This window comes from Bacillus sp. FSL R5-0512, assembly GCF_038593295.1.
Lineage (GTDB): Bacteria > Bacillota > Bacilli > Bacillales > Bacillaceae > Bacillus > Bacillus safensis.
In genome coordinates this window covers 1,050,426-1,068,095 of record NZ_CP151982.1, presented here as the reverse complement: position 1 = coordinate 1,068,095, position 17,670 = coordinate 1,050,426, and the positions used below count along the sequence as shown (strand labels likewise).

Here is a 17,670-nt window from a genome sequence, read left to right as displayed (position 1 = left end):
CTTCATCCTCCTTATCCTTTGATTTCTTCAAATGTGTGTGCGTTCTTGTGTGTACCAAATGTCTGGAAGACATGCTTTTGATAAAGTGGATACACGGTTTGACGAGCAAGTTCATTGATGATCACACTGTTTCGATAAGCCCCCAGCCCCAAATCTGGAGCGCCGACCCCATGTGTATGAAGCTCTGCATTTTGTACAAAAATATCATTTTCACCCATCGTATTTGTTTTCAAACGATATTCACGTTCAACTTGGAATCTCCCTTGATCATCCCATTGAATGTGATGAGAAATAGGATTGATAAACGGCGGCAGAACGGATTGGTAGCCAGTCGCCAATACGACAATATCCGTTTCATGTGTAAAGGATTCTTCCTTGACCCATTGCGTGCATGAAAGTGATAACCCGCCCGCTGTTTCCTCAATCAGGTTGACCTCTGTCATGGCTTGAAGCACTGTGTTCAGCTGGTTTCCGCAGGCAGAACGTTCATAAAGCAAATGATAAATATCACGAATCATCGCCGAACTGATACCTTTATACAGCAAGTCTTGCTGTTTTAATAACGCATCCTTTTTGGCTTGCGGAAGCTCATAAAAGAAATCAATATAGTCAGGGGAGAAATACTCAAGTCCAAGGTTTGAATATTCCATTGGGAAAAATCCTTTTGACCGTGTGAACCAGTGAATATCCTTCGCCTCATCATCTGATAAAATGTCATAAAACACTTCTGCCGCACTTTGACCAGAGCCGATAACTGTCACAGATTTCCCTTTGAAACAGCCTTCTTTCTTTCGTTTTAAATAGTCAGCTGAGTGAAAAACCTTCTCTCCTAAAGCTGGCTGGAGCGATGCGGGTATCGCCGGCTGCGTGCCAATTCCTAAGACGAGATGTTTGCTTTCAAACACCTCTATAGTTTGGTCCTTTACATGACGGACATGCACTTCATACCGCTTTTCCCCTGCCTTTTCAATCAGTGAGACAGATTCGACATTCATGCCGAATCGGCAAGAGTCTAACTGGTCAGCGACCCAGCGGCAATAATGACTGTATTCCTTGCGCGGGATATGGAAGTCTTCTAGAAAGTAAAATGAATACAAACGGTTTTGTTCCTGCAAATAGTTGAGGAAGCTATATTTGCTTTTCACATCTGCCATGCTGACAAGGTCCGCTAAAAATGGGACTTGCAGTGTTGTCCCTTCAATGAGCATCCCTGGGTGCCAGTGAAAGGCTTCACTTCTTTCAAAAAACAAAGCGTCGATTTCATTTACCTCTTCAGATAATGCGGCAAGCCCGAGGTTAAACGGGCCAATGCCGATCCCAATTACATCCACTATATTATTTTGCTTGTTGAACCGCGTCATGGTTATACTTCCTTTCGAATCGTTCTCGATCACAAAACATCAAAAGACCTGTTTTATCGGGTAAAGTGACTGGTTTCACACGTTCGAAGCCGCATTTTTCAAATACATGAATCATTTTTTCATTGCGAATATCCGGCTCAGCAACGATTTTTTCTGTTCGTTTGTTCTGCTCAAATTGAAATGCTGTCATTGCCTGAAGGAGCGGCGCAGCAAATCCTTTTCCCACATAATCCGGCTCCCCTATTAACAGGTGGATGCCTTGATCATGCGGAGAAGGCTCATAGTAGGATTCAATGATATCCCCTTTCACGTTGTAAGCCTCAAAATAACTCATTGGCGTCCCATCAATCGTGCCTAAATAAAGGGTTTGATGCGGATCATGTATGGCCTGATAAAAATGCTTTTCAAAAGCAGGAAATGGAATATTCAAATGCCAAAATGGGTGAACGTACTCTTCTTGCATCCACTTATGGACAAGCTGGACATCTCTTTCATATTCAGCACGAATAAACCTGATGCGATGCCTCATCCAATCAGCGCCTCCTTATGTAAAAAGAGCGGATTCAAGACAGCCGTGTAACGAGACTGTGTTTCCAGAGATCCTGTCAGCTCATCCATATCTTCAAATCGTGTCAGCAAATTCGCTTTTGAAGGAAGTTCTTTTGAGCGGAGAAGGCTGTTAGTCAGATCAGATGCTCCGTACGTCTCCTCATGAGCGAGCAATGTATCTCTCACGAGTGCCAGCAAATCTTCTTCCTTTGCTAGACCTTCTGTGCCAAAGCCATTAATGAGACCAAATAAATGATTAAAGAAGAAATAATAACGGAGTCTCTCAACGGCTACATCATCCGCACAAATGGTTTCACTTCTTACGCTCAAGTTTTGAACTAGATTTGCGAGCTTATCTTTTTTTGATTCACTATAATAGTAGCCTTGGTTGTCACGATAATAGAAAGTCTCTGGATAACCATCCTTCATTTGCACAACAGCATTTTGCTGATGGGCCTCGAGTGCAAGACCATACGTTTCAAACAGCCAGAGCATCGGTTTTAACGAAATGGTCAAATATTGTTTAAACCAATCTTGGCTGACCGCTTCAGTTGACCGGCCTTCTGAATCTGCAAGTTTATGAATAATTCCTGCTAATCTCGATTTTCCTCCGTACGCATGATCCTGACATAGCCCAGCAATTAAGCTTGCGCCTTTTTCACGATGCAAGAATGGATTTTGACGAATGACCACTTCAAAGCCTGATTCCGCTTCATCTCCTCGAATAGAGAGATATGCAGGATCTTCAATGACACGGAATCCAGAGAATTTTTCATATAAAGAAACGCCTAATTCTGTTTTTAAGATGCGGGACATCTCTACTCCTCGATCCAGTTCCTTTTGTTTATTGATACGTAAAGAGTTCGTAATTTTCACAGGAACAGAGAATTTGAGCATGTAAGCAGAATCCTTTTGATAGACCGTTCTAAAGGATGAGGTCGCTGTGTATTCAGACCCGAACGGTCCTAAATAAGTCAGTTTCCCCTCCTCTATATAACGCTTCACGAATGCCTTCTCCATGACCACTTTGACTTGCAGCGGATGAATCGGAATGAGCACAAATTCTCCGTTTTCTGTTAACCTATTCAGTCTCTCTGTTTCTTCTGGCACCTGACGCGAAAGCTCTTCTAACATGAGGCTTGCCGCAGATTGTGAAATAGACGAATCCTGAAGCACAATCGAATGGTGCGCTTTAAAGTAATGAAGCTGGAAAGCTCCTTTCAGCTCAGGAGAATAGACGGCTTCCTCCTCTTCTGTCATCCCTTGTCTGCTTTTTGGTGTAGGATGTGTTAAATGTCCAAGGAGAAGTGACTGCTCGGCCTCGATGTACTCAAAATCAGCTTGAGATAAAGCAGCTTGATCACTTTCTCTCTCCCGTAAGAATCGTTCAATATTTCGGCAGCTTAAAATGATGCGAAGCATGAATTCATCCTCTGCATCAGTGCGGCCATATGCAATGAGAAGCTCCTTTGAACATAAAGCAACAAGTGTCGTGTAATCGACGATCGTTCCCTCTTTTTCGCTGCCACTTGGACGAAAGCGAATCGGAAAATCAAAGAGATGGCGGCCTACAGATGAAAAATATCGGATCGGAATCACAAGCTCAAGGTCTTGCTTTGCTAGTTTTGCCACGAATACAAGCGAACCATCTGCTTTCGTCTCTTTTTTTGCAGATCGATCGATTCCTGTTTCACGTAAAAAACAGTTTAAAAAGCTTTGCATAGTTGCATTTTCAGCCATTTGTTTATATTGACTCAACGTAGTACCCTCCCGGATTGAATATGAGCGATCCCGATATCAACGATGTCAGAAAGGATTTCCTCAATATGTGTGATTGTCGTTCTCGGATTTAACAAAGTGAATTTTAAGCATGTTTGACCATCCACCACTGTTTTCGCAATGACAGCAGCTCCTGATTTGAATAACGTTCGATGGATGATTTTATTGATGTCATCCGCCCCCTTAAATCGAAACACAACTGCATTGATTTCTGGCTCAGGATTGATCAGGTCAAGGTGATCATTGCTCTCAATAAGCGCGGCCACATCCTTTGCAAAATCAATGGTATGGTCAATGATGTCACCAAATCCTTCCTCCCCAATCAGACGAAGAGAAAGAAGCAATTTCAGAGCGTCAAACCGGCGCGTCGTTTGCACAGATTTATGGACAAGATGTAGTATTCCATCCAGTTCATCTTCCTTTGGGTTGAGATAATCTGCATGATAATGAATCAAACCAAAATGTCTTTTATCCTTTAGCAAAAATGCTCCGCAGGAGATCGGCTGATAAAATTGTTTATGAAAGTCAATCGTGATGGAATCAGCAAGTTCAATACCGTCTAATTTATTCCCGTAGGTTTCGCTTAATACAAGCGCTCCGCCGTAGGCAGCATCTGCGTGAATCCATAGACCGTATGGCTTGACGATGTCATACACATCTCGAACCGGGTCAATACTGCCAAAATCAGTTGTCCCGCAAGTCGCCACTACCGCAAAAGGCAGGAGATCTTGTTCCTTTAATTCAACAAGTTTCTTCTTCAAATCGTTGAGGTCCATGCGGTGATGCTCATCTGTCTCTACCAGAACAACTGCCTGCTCCCCTAAGCCTAGCTGGGATGCAGATTTCTTCACAGTGAAATGAGCATTCTTAGAACAAAGAATTCTCATGCGGTGAGCCTCACTCGGCAAGCCTTTCTGCTGAACATTCCATTGCCATGTGTTTTCACAAAATGCATCTCTTGCAAGAAGCAGTCCCATGTAGTTAGATTGGGTGCCACCGCTCGTAAATGTCCCATCTGCTAGATTTCCATAAGAAAACTTCGCACATAGCCACTTTAAAATTTCCTCCTCAACCAAAGATGCAATACCGCTTTGATCGAAGGAATCCATTGATTGGTTAAAGGAGCTCACTATCACCTCTGCGGCAAGTGCAGGGATAAGCGGCGGACAATGCAAATGTGCCAAGCATTTAGGATGCGATACATCAACGAGATGCGGCAAAAGGTGCTGCTGTATATCTTGAAAGACAGATTCCATTGATTCGCCAGACGGGTGAAGCTGAAATAAGGATTCGACACTAGCCGCTAATTTCCCAGGCAATATTCCGCTATATGGACCTTGGTCTTTTTGCCACTGATCCAGTAAGCTGTCGATAGATGTATGAAGAGCCGCTCGGAAGGACTCTCTTCCAAGCTGGCTTTGATTGATAAATAATGAATCCACAGAAGCTTTAGTTGATTGCATCGTAAACGGCCTCTTTGAAAATAGCGATGACTTGTTCAAGCTGTTCTTCTGTCATGATCAATGGCGGTAAGAATCGAATAACGCTACCGAAACGGCCTCCTGTCTCTACAATTAAGCCTTTGTCGAAGCAATTCTTTTGAATGAGACTGGCTAGCTCAGGATTTGCTGGATAACTTCCATCCACATCCTGCTTTTCATTTGGATTGACTATTTCAGCACCAATCATTAATCCTCTTCCTCGAACATCACCAATAGCTGGTACATTTTTTTGAATGTCTTTTAGATAAGCCTGCATGCGATCCCCTAGCTGGTCTACATGATCAAGCAGATTGGTTTCTTTTATAAATTTAAGCGTAGCGGTTCCTGCAGCCATCGCCATTTGATTCCCTCTAAATGTGCCAATGTGTGCACCTGGATTCCATTGATCCAAATCTTGATCATAAATCACAACTGAAAGCGGCAGGCTTCCACCAATGGCTTTAGATAATACAATAACGTCTGGCACAATTCCCGCATGTTCAAAGGCAAACATCTTGCCTGTTCGGCCAATGCCTGATTGAACCTCATCGATAATGAGCGGAATGCCTTTTTCTTTTGTGATTCTTCTCATTTCTTTTATCCATTCAATAGATGCTGGAATTGAACCTCCCTCACCTTGCACTGCTTCAAAGATCATACCTGCTGGCGGAAGAATACCACTTTCAGGATCATTTAATACACGCTCAATATAAGAGCTGGAAATGCGGTGTGAATCTTTCCCGCCAATGCCAAATGGGCAGCGATATTCATATGGATAAGGCATGAAATGCACATCTGGAATTAACCCTTGCACTCTTTCCTTTGGAGACAAATTTCCGCTTAATGACATCGTGCCATGTGTCGCACCGTGATAAGCACCGTGGAAAGAAAGAATGGAGCGATTTCCTGTCGCTGTCTTGACTAATTTAATCGCAGCTTCTATGGCATCACCGCCAGTTGGTCCACAAAATTGAATTTTTGCTCTCTTTGCAAACTCTTCTGGCAGGTGAGAAAAAATTTCATTCACAAATTCTTCTTTAATTTCTGAGGTTATGTCCAACGTATGCAATGGTCTTTTTTCATGAAGCATACGTTCAATAGCTTCTATAACAACCGGATGATTGTGACCAAGTGCAAGTGTTCCTGCGCCTGCCAGACAGTCATAAAACTCTCTGCCATCTGCATCTGTCACGATCATACCCTCGGCTTTTTGCATGGCTAACGGGAACCGTCTCGGGTAAGACCTTGCATTAGATTCTCTTTGACTTTGCTGCTCTAAAAATTGCTGATTTTTAGAAACGGTTTTGATGGACATAATAAAACACTCCTCCAATTGATAAAGATTATCATTTTCATTTATTAGCCTAGAGGATGTGAGATAGGAAAGTCAATTGTATTCAAAAAGATGATTCAAAAAGCATATGAATGCAATATTCTCTTTTTAATGAGTATTTTCGAGTAATTTTTACAAACCTTACTGCCATAAGGAGATGGAACGCATGAGACGGTTTGATATTGAAAAAAATTACAAATCATTCTTCCTGGTTCTTTTGTTCTACTCAACTCAAAGCGCTTATTTTATGAAGAAATTTGGATGAAATGAAGGTAGAAAATTGAAGAAGTAACATCATTTTTCTTGATATAAATGGTTTGGATGGTATAATTTCTCTGAAACACAAAGGAATGGAGGAGAATTTGATGATTTTTACAAAGCACGATCTTCACCATTACTTAACGCAGGATAAGATAGCATTAGCGATCACGCGCAGAAGGCCAAAGTGGTTTGGGGACGATATATGGAAATATCAAAGGTATTTGCGAAAATATGAATACTATTCTAATAGCGGCGCTCTACTGCGCAAATGGTTTTATCGCTATTTACATAAAAAGAAAGGCATGCAGCTTGGCTTTGATATTCCGATTGGCGTCTTTGGCCCCGGCCTTAGAATCAATCATAGTGGTCTCTTAATTGTGAATAAGCACGCAAAAATTGGGGCATTTTGTGATATTCATCAAGGGGTGAATATTGGCCAAAACCATTCCGAAAAGGATGTACCAACCATTGGAGATCACGTATGGATTGGCCCCGGTGCTAAGCTGTTTGGAGACATTTACATTGCAAATCATATTTCAATCGGAGCAAATGCCGTGGTGAATCGTTCCTTTCATGAAGAGCAGATCGTCATTGCTGGTGTACCGGCTCAAAAGGTAAAAGAAAAAGACCCTTCTTCATGAAGGCGCCTGATAAAAAAGAATAACACCGATCAAAACAGAGATGAGCAGCATGAGATAAAACAAGATGGTTAAAATCAAGATCGTCCAGCCCAGCCCCTTCCTCTCTGTCTTGATCAAATAAATACCGAGTACGATGGTGCTAAATAGCACGCCTAAAACAGCCCACAGCCATTTGTCTTTGTTATGTTTTGGCGCATCAAACCATAAATAGATGGCAACAGCAAGTGAAACGAATAGACCCGTTAATCTCATATTTAAATTCCCCCTTATGTAAAAAAACACATTTTCTATTATTCGCTTGAAAAACCGATTTTTTTCAGTTTATTCAAACATACGATACTTTTGTCCTAAAATATTTTATCATTGTTCCGCGGAAGGCTTCTCCATTCTTCTCTCAACATTCCGTAGCGCATTGAATCATAATAAACCCCTTGATAATAACGGACCTTTCTCAGTCTCCCCTCAAGGATAAATCCGCAATTCTCTGCGCACCGCATCATCCGTTCATTCCCTGACCAAGTTGTTAAACCAATTCGAGGGATATCAATATGCGTAAATAACACATCAATCCAAAGATTTAATGCCTTTGTCCCAATACCCCCGCTCCAAAAGCGTGAATCATAAATGATAATGCCGCATTCAAGCCACCTCGTACGTTCATTCTCCCAATAATATGATACGGTGCCTTTGATATCACCATCTATTTCAATGCCATATAGCTTTTGGGGAATGGATTCTTCCTGTAAGTACCGTTTCTTAAATGCAGCAAGCGGGATTTCGTGTTCATAAAAATAAGGGGCATTCCATTTTCGATAGGACTGGTCTGATGCTTTAAATTTTAAATGCCACACCGTCTCTAAGTCCGTTTCGGTTAATGGACGTATGTTCACAAGCTCTTCCTTTTCTTTTTTCATCTGTTCACGTTCCTTTACTTTGTCGTTCTTTTTGCTAAATGACGGTATTCAATCGGCGTCATGCCTTCATTTTGCCGAAACAGCTTAGAAAAATAAGTAGGGTCGTCAATACCTACATGATCTGCAATGGCAGCAATTTTTTCATTCGTTGAGGCCAGCATGCTTTTGGCTTCTTCGATTTTGAGACGATGGCTGTACTGGTTTGGCGTCAATCCATACACCGTCTGCATACATCTTGTCATGTAATCAGGATGATAGTGCAGTTTCTCTGCAAGCTGCTCCATGTGTAATTTCTCCATAAAGTGATGCTCAAGATAGTGAACCACTTCTGATGCGACAGTCTCCTTTGCAGTTGGAATATGGAATGCTTCCTTTTGCAGGTGAATGAGCATTTCCTCAAATAATAGCTGTTTTTTCAGCGGAAGTTCAGATGCATCATGATTTAGTGCTCTCATCGCTGAAAGGTGTTTTTTTAACACACTTCGCCCTTTCACTTTTGCTAAACGGGGCAGACTAAATTCATAGGTTGCCGGCTTTTCGAAGGTCGCTTGATTTTGTTTCATATCAATCCAGTGTTCTCTCGGCCGGTTCGTCAGCTCAAATCGGTCAATTGAGAAATGCAGCCACTCATAGTGGGTTTCCTCTTCACACGGCAGATGTCCACCATGAGACAGGCCCGGTGAGAGAATCATATATTCACCTTCTTTTACATGAAAAGCCTCCTCGCCCTCTGTCATCCATAGTTCACCTTTTGTGATATAGAGAAGATCAAATACAGTGAAGGTTCTTGAGATATGTCTTTCTCCTTGATGAAATACACCTTTACCTGAAGCAATATAAATCGGAAACGGCGGTACAGTAAATGTAATAAATCGATCCATATTCATCCCCTTATGAAGTCGGATTTCTCCAATAAGTTTCGGTTTCATCTCTTCTTATTATAGTCGATGCACGGTACACTATAAATCGGATTTATACGAAAGGGGGCTATGTGATGAAATCTCAAACCCTGTCATATGAAAAGGTTCAAGCCAAAGATGAGAAAACACACCCTTCATTATTTGCATTAACTTGGCCTATTTTTATCGAAATCTCTTTATATATGCTCATGGGGAGCGCTGATACACTTATGCTCAGCCAATACTCCGATAACAGTGTGGCCGCAGTAGGTGTAAGCAACCAGCTCCTGAATTTATTAATTGTCATGTTCAGCTTCATTACAACAGGAACGACCATTGTGATTGCGCAGCTTTTAGGAGCTGACCGCAAGCAGGAAGCGACTCAAGTCGCCTATGTCTCACTAGGAACCAACTTCTTGATCAGCTTTGTCATTAGTCTCCTCATGTTTGTGTTAGCTGTTCCAATCCTGCACATAATGGGCTTATCAAGTGAACTCATGCCGGATGCGGCGGTCTTTTTACAAATTGTCGGCCTGCTTTCTTTTATTCAAGCACTCATTATGACGTATAGTGCTATTTTAAAAAGCTACGGATATACAAGAGACACGATGTATGTCACCATCGGAATGAATTTGCTAAACGTTGCCGGCAATTATTTGGTCATTTTTGGTCCGTTTGGCTTTCCTGTATTAGGTGTCATGGGTGTTGCCTTTTCAACCTCGCTGGCTCGTTTGATCGGATTGATGGCGATGATCCTCATTGTCCGCCGCCGAATTGGATTGCGCTTTTCACTGAAGAGTATGTTTCACATCCAGCGGACGCATTTAAGAAAGCTGCTGAAAATTGGCATTCCTTCTGCTGGAGAGCAGCTTTCTTATAACGGCTCTCAAATGATTATTACACTGTTTATTACATTTATGGGAACGCAGGCTTTAGCCGCAAAGGTCTACACTCAAAATTTGATGATGTTTATTATGTTGTTTGGTGCAGCGATTAGCCAAGGGACACAGATTTTAATCGGGCGCCATATTGGAGCGAAAGAATTTGATGCTGCCTACCGCAGATGTATGAAAAGCTTATACTGGGCCATTGGGATCTCTCTTCTTTCTTCCACTGCTTTATCTTTATCATCGACGCATTTGCTTACCTTTTTCACTAGCAATCGTGAAATCATTGAAATCGCCGCCGCACTTCTCCTATTGACGATCATTTTAGAGCCGGGACGCTCTTTTAATATGGTCATTATTAATTCATTGCGAGCTGCTGGTGACGCGAAGTTTCCAGTGTATATGGCGATGATTTCAATGTGGGGAATTGGGCTTCCGATCGCTTATTTGTTAGGCATTCAGTTTGAAATGGGACTCATCGGGGTTTGGATTTCTTTTATTGTGGATGAATGGGTAAGAGGTATCTTCATGTATAGGCGCTGGCGTTCCAGAGTATGGACGGAGTATCGTTTTTCTTCCACATAAAAAGGACTGCGGGTGCAGTCCTTTTTTACGTAATATCTTCTAAAATAAGTGCTTTTTCCTGTTTTGAAATAAATGCTCGCTCTGTAAAGACGCGGTATTCGTTTTCTCTTGTTTTATCTAAAATGGCTTTATAAAAGTAGGCTGCTGCTTTCACCGGTATTCGTGAATAGAGCGGGAATTCATGAAGATGGTCAAAAAACTCCTCGTAGTATGCCTCTGCCTCAAAGGCAATGTACTCCCAGACGTGCTGGAAGGCTTGATTCACAATCCCTTCCTGCAATTCTTGCTCTGTGTACCCGAATTGATCCATCACTTGCTTTGGCAAATAAATGCGGTCTCTTTCAGCCTGATCTTCGCCGATATCTCGAAGGATGTTGGTTAACTGCATAGCAATCCCTAACGAAATGGCTGCTTCTTTTAGCTGCTCTTTTTTACGCGGTGCAATAATGGGAAGGAGCATAAGCCCAACTGTACTAGCAACATGATAGGAATAGATGAGCAGTTCATCCAACGTTTCGTATCGCTGCTGCTCTAAATCCATCTCCTGTCCTTGGAGCAGGTCACGGAACGGGGCTTCATCCATCCGAAACTCTTGAAATGTATGCTCTAGCGCCACCCATATTGGATCATTCCGGTCTACCTCACCTTGTAAAAATCGATCAAACGAAACCCGAAAGGATGCAAGGTCCTCTTTTGGCGAAGGGGATTCATCTACAATGTCATCTGCTCTACGGCAAAAGGAATATACGGCCCAGACGGCCTGTCTTTTCTTTTTAGGCAGCATGGAAAAGGCCCGGTAAAACGTTTTTGAATGGGTTTGAATGGTTTCCTCACACACTTTTAATGCTGTTTGTACATCAACCACTTAGCTTCACTTCCTTTCTATCATTCAAATCTTTTAGTAGTACAGAAGCCATCAGCTTCGCACTTTGCATCACGATCGGCACCCCGCCGCCCGGATGGATGGAAGCACCTGCCGCATAAAGATTATCTGTCTCACTGACCTTCACTTGCGGGCGGAAGACACCTGATTGAAACAAATTAGGCGCAAGTCCAAAGCTGCCGCCTTCAAACAATCCTTCTCGCAAGGAATCATTTGGTGTTCTGACCTTTTTCCAGACAATCGACTCTCGCAATCTCGGAAAGCCTCTTTTCTCAAGGACATCCACCATCTTCTCGACAAACTCTGTCTCCTCTTCCCAGTTGATATGATCTCCTGAAGGAACGGGAACGAGCATGTATAGAACACTGCAACCTTCTGGGGCAAGAGATGGATCAATGATCGATGGATTAAATGTATAAAACGACGGGTCTTGAGGAATCGTTTTCGTTTGAAAAACTTCTTTCATATGCTGATCAAAGTGTTCTCCCATAAAAAATTGATGAACAGGTGCTTCATGATACATCTTGTTTAACCCGAGATACACCATCACGCAGCCAGAGGACGGCACGTATTTCCGGCGATCTTGTTCGTCTAAACCAAGCTGTTTTAACGCAGCTGGATAATCTCCATTGATCACAAATGCATCAGCGGTTTCATATTCATCATTTACTTTTGCTTTGACTGCCCGTTTCCCCTCAAACACCAATTGCGTGACTTCTTCATTTTTTCTTACATGCACACCCATTTTGATGAGCTGCCCTTCCAATATATCTACTAAACTCGCATAGCCGCCTTTTAAATAGTAGATTCCATGCGCGTGCTCACTATAGGACACAAGCGAATAAATAGCCGATGCTTCATACGGGTTTCCCCCAACATAGAGGGTTTGAAGTGCGTATGCATCTCGCAGGCGTTCGTCTGAGAAATATTTTTTCAGAGCACTTTGTACCGTTCGATACGCCTTTAATTTCATTAAAATCTTCATATTCGCTTTTGTAAAAAATGTACGTTTTTCGTGAAATGATTTTTCTAGAAAGGCTTGCTGCCCTTCTTGAAACCGGTCTGTCATTTCTTCCATAAACCTCAGGAACCCTTGATCTTCCTTTGGAAATACACGTCTGATTTCATCTAGCTGACGAAGTGCATCAGAGTATTTCGTATAAGAGGTTCCATCTTGATATTGAATTGTGTACAGCGGATCAAGCTGCAGCAGATCAAGAGATGAATCGTCAATTCCTACCTCATGTAAAATGCCTTTTAACATGTCAGGAAGTAGGACAATGGTCGGACCTTCATCTACTTTATATCCTTTCTCACGTACAAAAGCAAGTCTCCCGCCAAGCCGTTCATTTTTTTCGACAAGGGTGACATCATGTCCCGCTTTTTTTAAATAAAGCGCTGAGATCATTCCGCCAATACCGCCGCCTGCAATTAATATATGTTTTTTCATGAGGCGCTCCCCTTTTCTTGATGCGGCATTGTTTTGTGTGAATGTTTCTCTTTTTTAAGAATGGCATTTGTCGTGATACGTGCTGATTCTAAAATGGTTGGCAGTCCGCTTCCTGGATGTGTTCCTCCTCCAACGAGCCAGCAGTGCTTTAATTCATCAAATTCATTGTGCGGCCTTAGGACCATCATCTGCGTCAGCTGGTGGCCGAGGTTAAATGTAGCTCCTTCATATACGTAAAGGTCTTCCTCCCATTGCTTCGGTGTGATCATCCGCTCGACTTCTATATGCTGTCTCACATTCTGAAAGCCTGTTTTCCGCTCCAATGTATCCAGCACAAGCTCTCTAAATTCATCTTGATGCGCCTCCCAATCAATACCGCTTTGGTTATTGGCAACTGGAGCCAGCACATAAAGAGCTGATTTTCCTTTTGGAGCAAGTGAGTCATCGGTTACACTTGCATTTTGAATATAAATAGACGGGTCATCTGGCAGCTCATATGTCTTCGTAATGCCTTTGACAAATCTAGCATAATCATCGGAAAAAACGATGGTATGATGCGGCTCATCATATATGGTATCCAGTCCTAAATAAAGCATAAAGGTAGAGCAAGAGAATTTTTTCTTTTTTAATTTCTTCTCGCTGTATTTCTTTAAGAGTCCTGGCTCGACAAGCTTTGTCATCACATGTGCAAAGTCTCCATTGACGACAACCTCATCTGCTTGTATTTCTTCCCCAGATTCTAAACGAATGCCTTTTACTTTCCTTCCCTCCGTGAGCAGCTTTTCGACGCCAGCTGACAGATGAATCTCTGCTCCAGCTTCAAGCGCGGCCTTTGCCATCGCTTCTGACAGCTGATTGACACCGCCCTTCGGATGAAATACACCTGTGTCATGTTCCATAAACGAAAGGATCGAGAACGCACCAGGGCATTCCCACGGGGACATTCCTAAGTACTTTGATTGAAATGTAAAAGCATATTTCACTGATTCATTCGAAAAATAGTCTGACAGCACATCATACAAACTTTTATTTAGTGAAAGCTGTGGAAGTGCTTTGATCACCTTCAGGCGAAGGTAATGATGAAAGCGGTCCATTTTACTTTGTAGAATTGGTGTCAAACGATCCATTTTGCGCTTTGTATCCTTCATAAATCTTAGATACCCTTCGCCCTCACCAGGTGCAAAGGCTTCTAATCGTTTGTACATTTCATCGCGATCCCGAATCATATCGAGCTGATTGTCTTGAAATATTAATCTATACATCTCTTTTAATTCAATCACATCAATATAGTCATAAAGATTTTTACCAGCAAAGGTGAACAGCTCCTCTGCAATATGAATCATGCTGAGAAAGGTAGGACCTGTATCAAACGTGAAATCACCAAGTTGAAACTTAGCGTTACGCCCGCCAACAAAGGGCTGTTTTTCGTATACATGAACATCATGTCCTTTGCTTTGAAGCATCATAGCTGCTGCAAGGCCCCCTGGTCCCGCTCCGATCACAATGATTTTCATTATCCTTTTTCCTCCAAATTAATTCACTTTAAGTTAATTATACAAATTAGAAAGATTAGATCAACTTTTGATGTGCTCAAAAAGTCTCATGTTATGTATCAAAAAAGCCGGCTTCCTTTCAACAAGTGCAAGAAAGCCGACCCTTTATTACGCTTCTATATCAATTCGATACGTTTCAAACCAATGATGAATCTGTGCAAGATGGGCAATCAATTGCGGGCCCTTCATAAGCTGGCCATACCATGGCACATGAAAAGAAGCTCCTTCCGTTTCAATCAGCTGCTTTAATTGCTGTGGGTCTAAAAATTCGTGAAGTACAGAGTCTTTTTGCGCGAGGCAGTCTGTTAACATCTCTTTCACAGCCTGAGTATAGGCTGGATGATGTGTTTTCGGATAAGGACTCTTCTTTCGATAAAGCACTTCATTCGGTAAAATTCCCTCTAATGCTTTTCGTAAAACCCCTTTTTCACGATTTCCATGCATTTTCATTTCCCAAGGAATATTCCACACATATTCGACAAGACGATGATCTGCAAATGGCACACGTACCTCAAGACTAGCCCCCATACTCATTCGATCTTTTCGATCAAGCAGTGTTGTCATAAACCAGATCATATTTAAGTAAAAAAGTTCTCTACGGGCTTTATCAACGCCAGTTTCTCCATCTAAAAGAGGCGTTTCTGCCACCGTTTCTTCATATTTGCTTTGCGCGTATTCCTTAAGTGACAGCTTTTTTTGCCACGAGTCTTGCAGGAGCTGAGTTCTCGCTTCAGTCGATCTCATCCACGGAAAACCATTCGTTTCATTTTCCATATGGAACCAAGGGTAGCCGCCAAAGATTTCATCAGCACATTCACCTGACAAGCCAACAACGAAGTCCTTTTTAATTTCTCGGCAAAACCAAAGCAAGGAAGAATCAATATCTGCCATACCCGGTAAGTCTCGAACCTCAACGGCTTCCTTCAGATAGGAAGCGAGCTCTTTTTGTCCAATGATACAGCTGTGATGATTCGTTTGAAACGCTTTTGTCATTTGATCAATCCATGGGCCGTCAGCATTCGGCTGGAATTGATTTGCCTCAAAGAATTGATCGTTTCCTTCGTAGTCAATGGAATACGTATGAAGCGGTGCTTCCCCTATTTTCTCAAAGTGCTTAGCGGCAATGGCAGTAATGGCACTAGAATCGACGCCACCAGATAAAAATGTACATACAGGCACATCAGAGACGAGCTGTCTTGTCACGGCATCTGTAAAGAGATGCTTAATGTGCTGTGCGGTGTCATCAAGTGAGTCGGTATGCTCCTTGCTTTTGACATTCCAATATCTCCACACGCGCAGTCCGTCTTTTGAAAAGGTCAAGGCATGTGCAGGTCTCAGCTCTTTTATCCCTTTAAACACTCCTTGACCTGGTGTTCTTGACGGTCCTAAGCCAAAGATCTCCGACAGCCCTTCATAATCAACTTTTGCTTTGATATCAGGGTGAGCAAGAAGTGCTTTGATCTCTGAACCAAATAAGAAGGAATGATGACGTTCTGTATAGAAAAATGGCTTGACGCCTAGCCGGTCTCTCCCTGCAAATAACAATTCACGCTCACTATCCCAGATCACAAATGCAAAAATGCCATTAAAATGGGAGACACACTCTTCCTTCCATTCTGTATAGGCATGAAGAAGAACTTCTGTATCAGAATGCCCAAGAAAGCGGTGCCCCCTTTTTAATAATTCTTTTCTTATATCCTCCGTGTTATAGAGCTCTCCATTGTATACAATCGTATAAGCATGGTTTTGATGTGTATATGTCATCGGCTGCTTTCCGCCTTCTACATCTACCACCGCTAACCTTTTATGCCCGAAAAGAACGTGCTCACTTTTCCACGTATTTGTATCATCTGGCCCTCTTTTAGATAATGTATCTGTCATTTGATTGATTACATGATCCTGTTGGATGAGCTGCTTTTTAAAGTCTGCCCAGCCTGTAATTCCACACATCATCATCAGCTCCCATCCGTTTTTCCTCAAGTGTTCTCATTCAGCCTTTCTTAGTTTATGCATCGTCTCCTTGATAGTTGATTTGTCCTTTTTTCCCAGCGTATAGGACAAGCTTAATTTGGTAAGAAAAGAAAGAAGAAAGGAGCTTTTGCAAATGGAAAATCGAATGAAGCAGCTTGAACGTTGCAGCCGAAGATGGTGTAACGGGTATTTGCTCATTGAAAACGGGCATTGTCTGATTGAAGATGAAGAAGGAGAGATCATGCTGCCAGAAAGTCTTCAAAGCACAATGATCTGTTTGAAGGAAAATGACCAATGGACAAAAGGGGAATTGCTCGGTTCTATGATTCTTCATGAAAACGGGCAGCTAATAGAAGTACAGGGAGGAGAAAACATTCAATATACGGCGTCCCTTGCCAAAGGATGGCTTGATCTTCTCATGTTCGTACCGGAAAACGTTTTTGATCACATCCTTGACCAGATAGAGCAGCTTGGTTTTTCCGTCTATGATTGTGTTTTCTCTTCCTTTCATTCAATGCAGCGCGTCTCTTTCTTTCAGTTTTCGACAGATACGCAATCACTTGCACTTCAATGTCACTATGAGCCTGCAGCCAGCCACATTCGTTTTGAATGGACCACTTCAGACGGACAACGGATCGTTTCACAATTTGATGCCACATAAAAAGGACACTGCTTCGTATAAGCAATGCCCTTTTTATATTAAAAGATATGGAAACCGATCGGCAGACGTAAACCGAGAAGAATGGTCACAATCGCAAATACGATAAACCCAATCAACACACCAGTCACCGATTTTCCTTTTTTCTTGCGCACTAGGACCATTTCCATGAAACCGATCACGAGGATACCGAGAATCATTTTTCCAATATACTCGCCCCCGAAACCTGGAATTTTCATTCCTGTGCGAACATACAATTCTACGCCTGTTGCGATAATGATCAAGTAGAATAAGCGAACGATCATGTGCACAATTTTAGCGCCTTTGTCGTTTTTACCTGCAAGAGCAAAGGCTACGAAGAATAAAATAATCCCCAGCACCCATGCTGTGATATGTAAATGTGTTCCCATTTGTGATTTCCCCCTTTATCAGAACAAGTACCTTCTCATCGTACCACGAAATAAG

The 17,670-nt window shown here is 42.2% G+C and carries 16 protein-coding genes; 3 read left to right on the top strand and 13 right to left on the bottom strand.

What is annotated here, in order from left to right; all coding sequences use genetic code 11:
- Positions 1-11: 11 nt before the first annotated feature.
- From NSQ25_RS05340 to NSQ25_RS05320, 5 genes are read right to left on the bottom strand one after another with little or no spacing between them, the layout of a single operon-like run.
- Positions 12-1,361: a lysine N(6)-hydroxylase/L-ornithine N(5)-oxygenase family protein gene (locus NSQ25_RS05340; RefSeq protein ID WP_326136596.1), complete on the bottom strand. Its 1,350-nt coding sequence runs from the start codon at positions 1,359-1,361 to the stop codon at positions 12-14.
- Positions 1,336-1,890 carry a GNAT family N-acetyltransferase gene (locus tag NSQ25_RS05335; protein ID WP_024426511.1) on the bottom strand — a complete coding sequence of 185 codons (555 nt, stop codon included), beginning with the start codon at positions 1,888-1,890 and terminating at the stop codon, positions 1,336-1,338. The genes NSQ25_RS05340 and NSQ25_RS05335 overlap by 26 nt, the downstream gene beginning before the upstream one ends.
- Positions 1,887-3,668 (bottom strand): IucA/IucC family protein, encoded by a 1,782-nt coding sequence (locus NSQ25_RS05330; protein ID WP_326136598.1) that lies wholly within the window; start codon positions 3,666-3,668, stop codon positions 1,887-1,889. Before NSQ25_RS05330 ends, NSQ25_RS05335 begins: the two co-directional genes overlap by 4 nt.
- Entirely contained in the window at positions 3,665-5,152 is a 1,488-nt protein-coding gene (locus NSQ25_RS05325) for an aspartate aminotransferase family protein (protein WP_326136599.1), read from the bottom strand. Before NSQ25_RS05325 ends, NSQ25_RS05330 begins: the two co-directional genes overlap by 4 nt.
- Positions 5,139-6,485: an aspartate aminotransferase family protein gene (locus tag NSQ25_RS05320; protein ID WP_034282119.1), complete on the bottom strand. Its 1,347-nt coding sequence runs from the start codon at positions 6,483-6,485 to the stop codon at positions 5,139-5,141. Before NSQ25_RS05320 ends, NSQ25_RS05325 begins: the two co-directional genes overlap by 14 nt.
- Positions 6,486-6,868: 383 nt before the next feature.
- On the opposite strand from NSQ25_RS05320, the gene NSQ25_RS05315 reads away from it, so the two are divergent.
- Positions 6,869-7,405, top strand: a complete 537-nt coding sequence (locus NSQ25_RS05315) for a serine acetyltransferase (protein ID WP_326136600.1) — start codon at positions 6,869-6,871, stop codon at positions 7,403-7,405.
- Here the strand turns inward: NSQ25_RS05315 and NSQ25_RS05310 are convergent.
- From NSQ25_RS05310 to NSQ25_RS05300, 3 genes are all read right to left on the bottom strand, one after another.
- A complete protein-coding gene (locus tag NSQ25_RS05310) occupies positions 7,400-7,657 on the bottom strand; it encodes a hypothetical protein (RefSeq protein WP_034282121.1) in 258 nt (85 codons plus the stop codon). The genes NSQ25_RS05315 and NSQ25_RS05310 overlap by 6 nt on opposite strands.
- A gap of 95 nt (positions 7,658-7,752) precedes the next feature.
- Entirely contained in the window at positions 7,753-8,319 is a 567-nt protein-coding gene (locus NSQ25_RS05305) for a GNAT family protein (RefSeq protein WP_034282122.1), read from the bottom strand.
- A gap of 14 nt (positions 8,320-8,333) precedes the next feature.
- Positions 8,334-9,200 carry an AraC family transcriptional regulator gene (locus NSQ25_RS05300; RefSeq protein WP_034282124.1) on the bottom strand — a complete coding sequence of 289 codons (867 nt, stop codon included), beginning with the start codon at positions 9,198-9,200 and terminating at the stop codon, positions 8,334-8,336.
- A gap of 113 nt (positions 9,201-9,313) precedes the next feature.
- On the opposite strand from NSQ25_RS05300, the gene NSQ25_RS05295 reads away from it, so the two are divergent.
- On the top strand, positions 9,314-10,690 hold the full coding sequence (locus NSQ25_RS05295; protein WP_326136601.1) for an MATE family efflux transporter: 1,377 nt from the start codon (positions 9,314-9,316) through the stop codon (positions 10,688-10,690).
- Between the two features lie 25 nt (positions 10,691-10,715).
- Here NSQ25_RS05295 and NSQ25_RS05290 read toward each other — a convergent pair whose 3' ends face one another.
- From NSQ25_RS05290 to asnB, 4 genes are all read right to left on the bottom strand, one after another.
- On the bottom strand, positions 10,716-11,555 hold the full coding sequence (locus NSQ25_RS05290; RefSeq protein ID WP_046310493.1) for a phytoene/squalene synthase family protein: 840 nt from the start codon (positions 11,553-11,555) through the stop codon (positions 10,716-10,718).
- The gene (gene crtI, locus NSQ25_RS05285; RefSeq protein WP_034282128.1) at positions 11,548-13,023 is read right to left on the bottom strand and encodes a phytoene desaturase family protein; all 1,476 of its coding nucleotides are present in this window, start codon (positions 13,021-13,023) and stop codon (positions 11,548-11,550) included. Before crtI (NSQ25_RS05285) ends, NSQ25_RS05290 begins: the two co-directional genes overlap by 8 nt.
- Entirely contained in the window at positions 13,020-14,537 is a 1,518-nt protein-coding gene (crtI, locus tag NSQ25_RS05280) for a phytoene desaturase family protein (protein ID WP_061109647.1), read from the bottom strand. Before crtI (NSQ25_RS05280) ends, crtI (NSQ25_RS05285) begins: the two co-directional genes overlap by 4 nt.
- A 147-nt stretch (positions 14,538-14,684) precedes the next feature.
- Positions 14,685-16,526, bottom strand: a complete 1,842-nt coding sequence (gene asnB, locus NSQ25_RS05275; RefSeq protein ID WP_326136603.1) for an asparagine synthase (glutamine-hydrolyzing) — start codon at positions 16,524-16,526, stop codon at positions 14,685-14,687.
- Between the two features lie 154 nt (positions 16,527-16,680).
- Here asnB and NSQ25_RS05270 point away from each other — a divergent pair, with 154 nt between their 5' ends.
- A complete protein-coding gene (locus NSQ25_RS05270; RefSeq protein WP_214755273.1) occupies positions 16,681-17,208 on the top strand; it encodes a DUF2777 family protein in 528 nt (175 codons plus the stop codon).
- Between the two features lie 38 nt (positions 17,209-17,246).
- Here the strand turns inward: NSQ25_RS05270 and NSQ25_RS05265 are convergent, their stop codons facing one another.
- Positions 17,247-17,615, bottom strand: coding sequence for a YisL family protein (locus NSQ25_RS05265; RefSeq protein ID WP_034282135.1), 369 nt, complete (start codon positions 17,613-17,615; stop codon positions 17,247-17,249).
- Positions 17,616-17,670 lie beyond the last annotated feature (55 nt).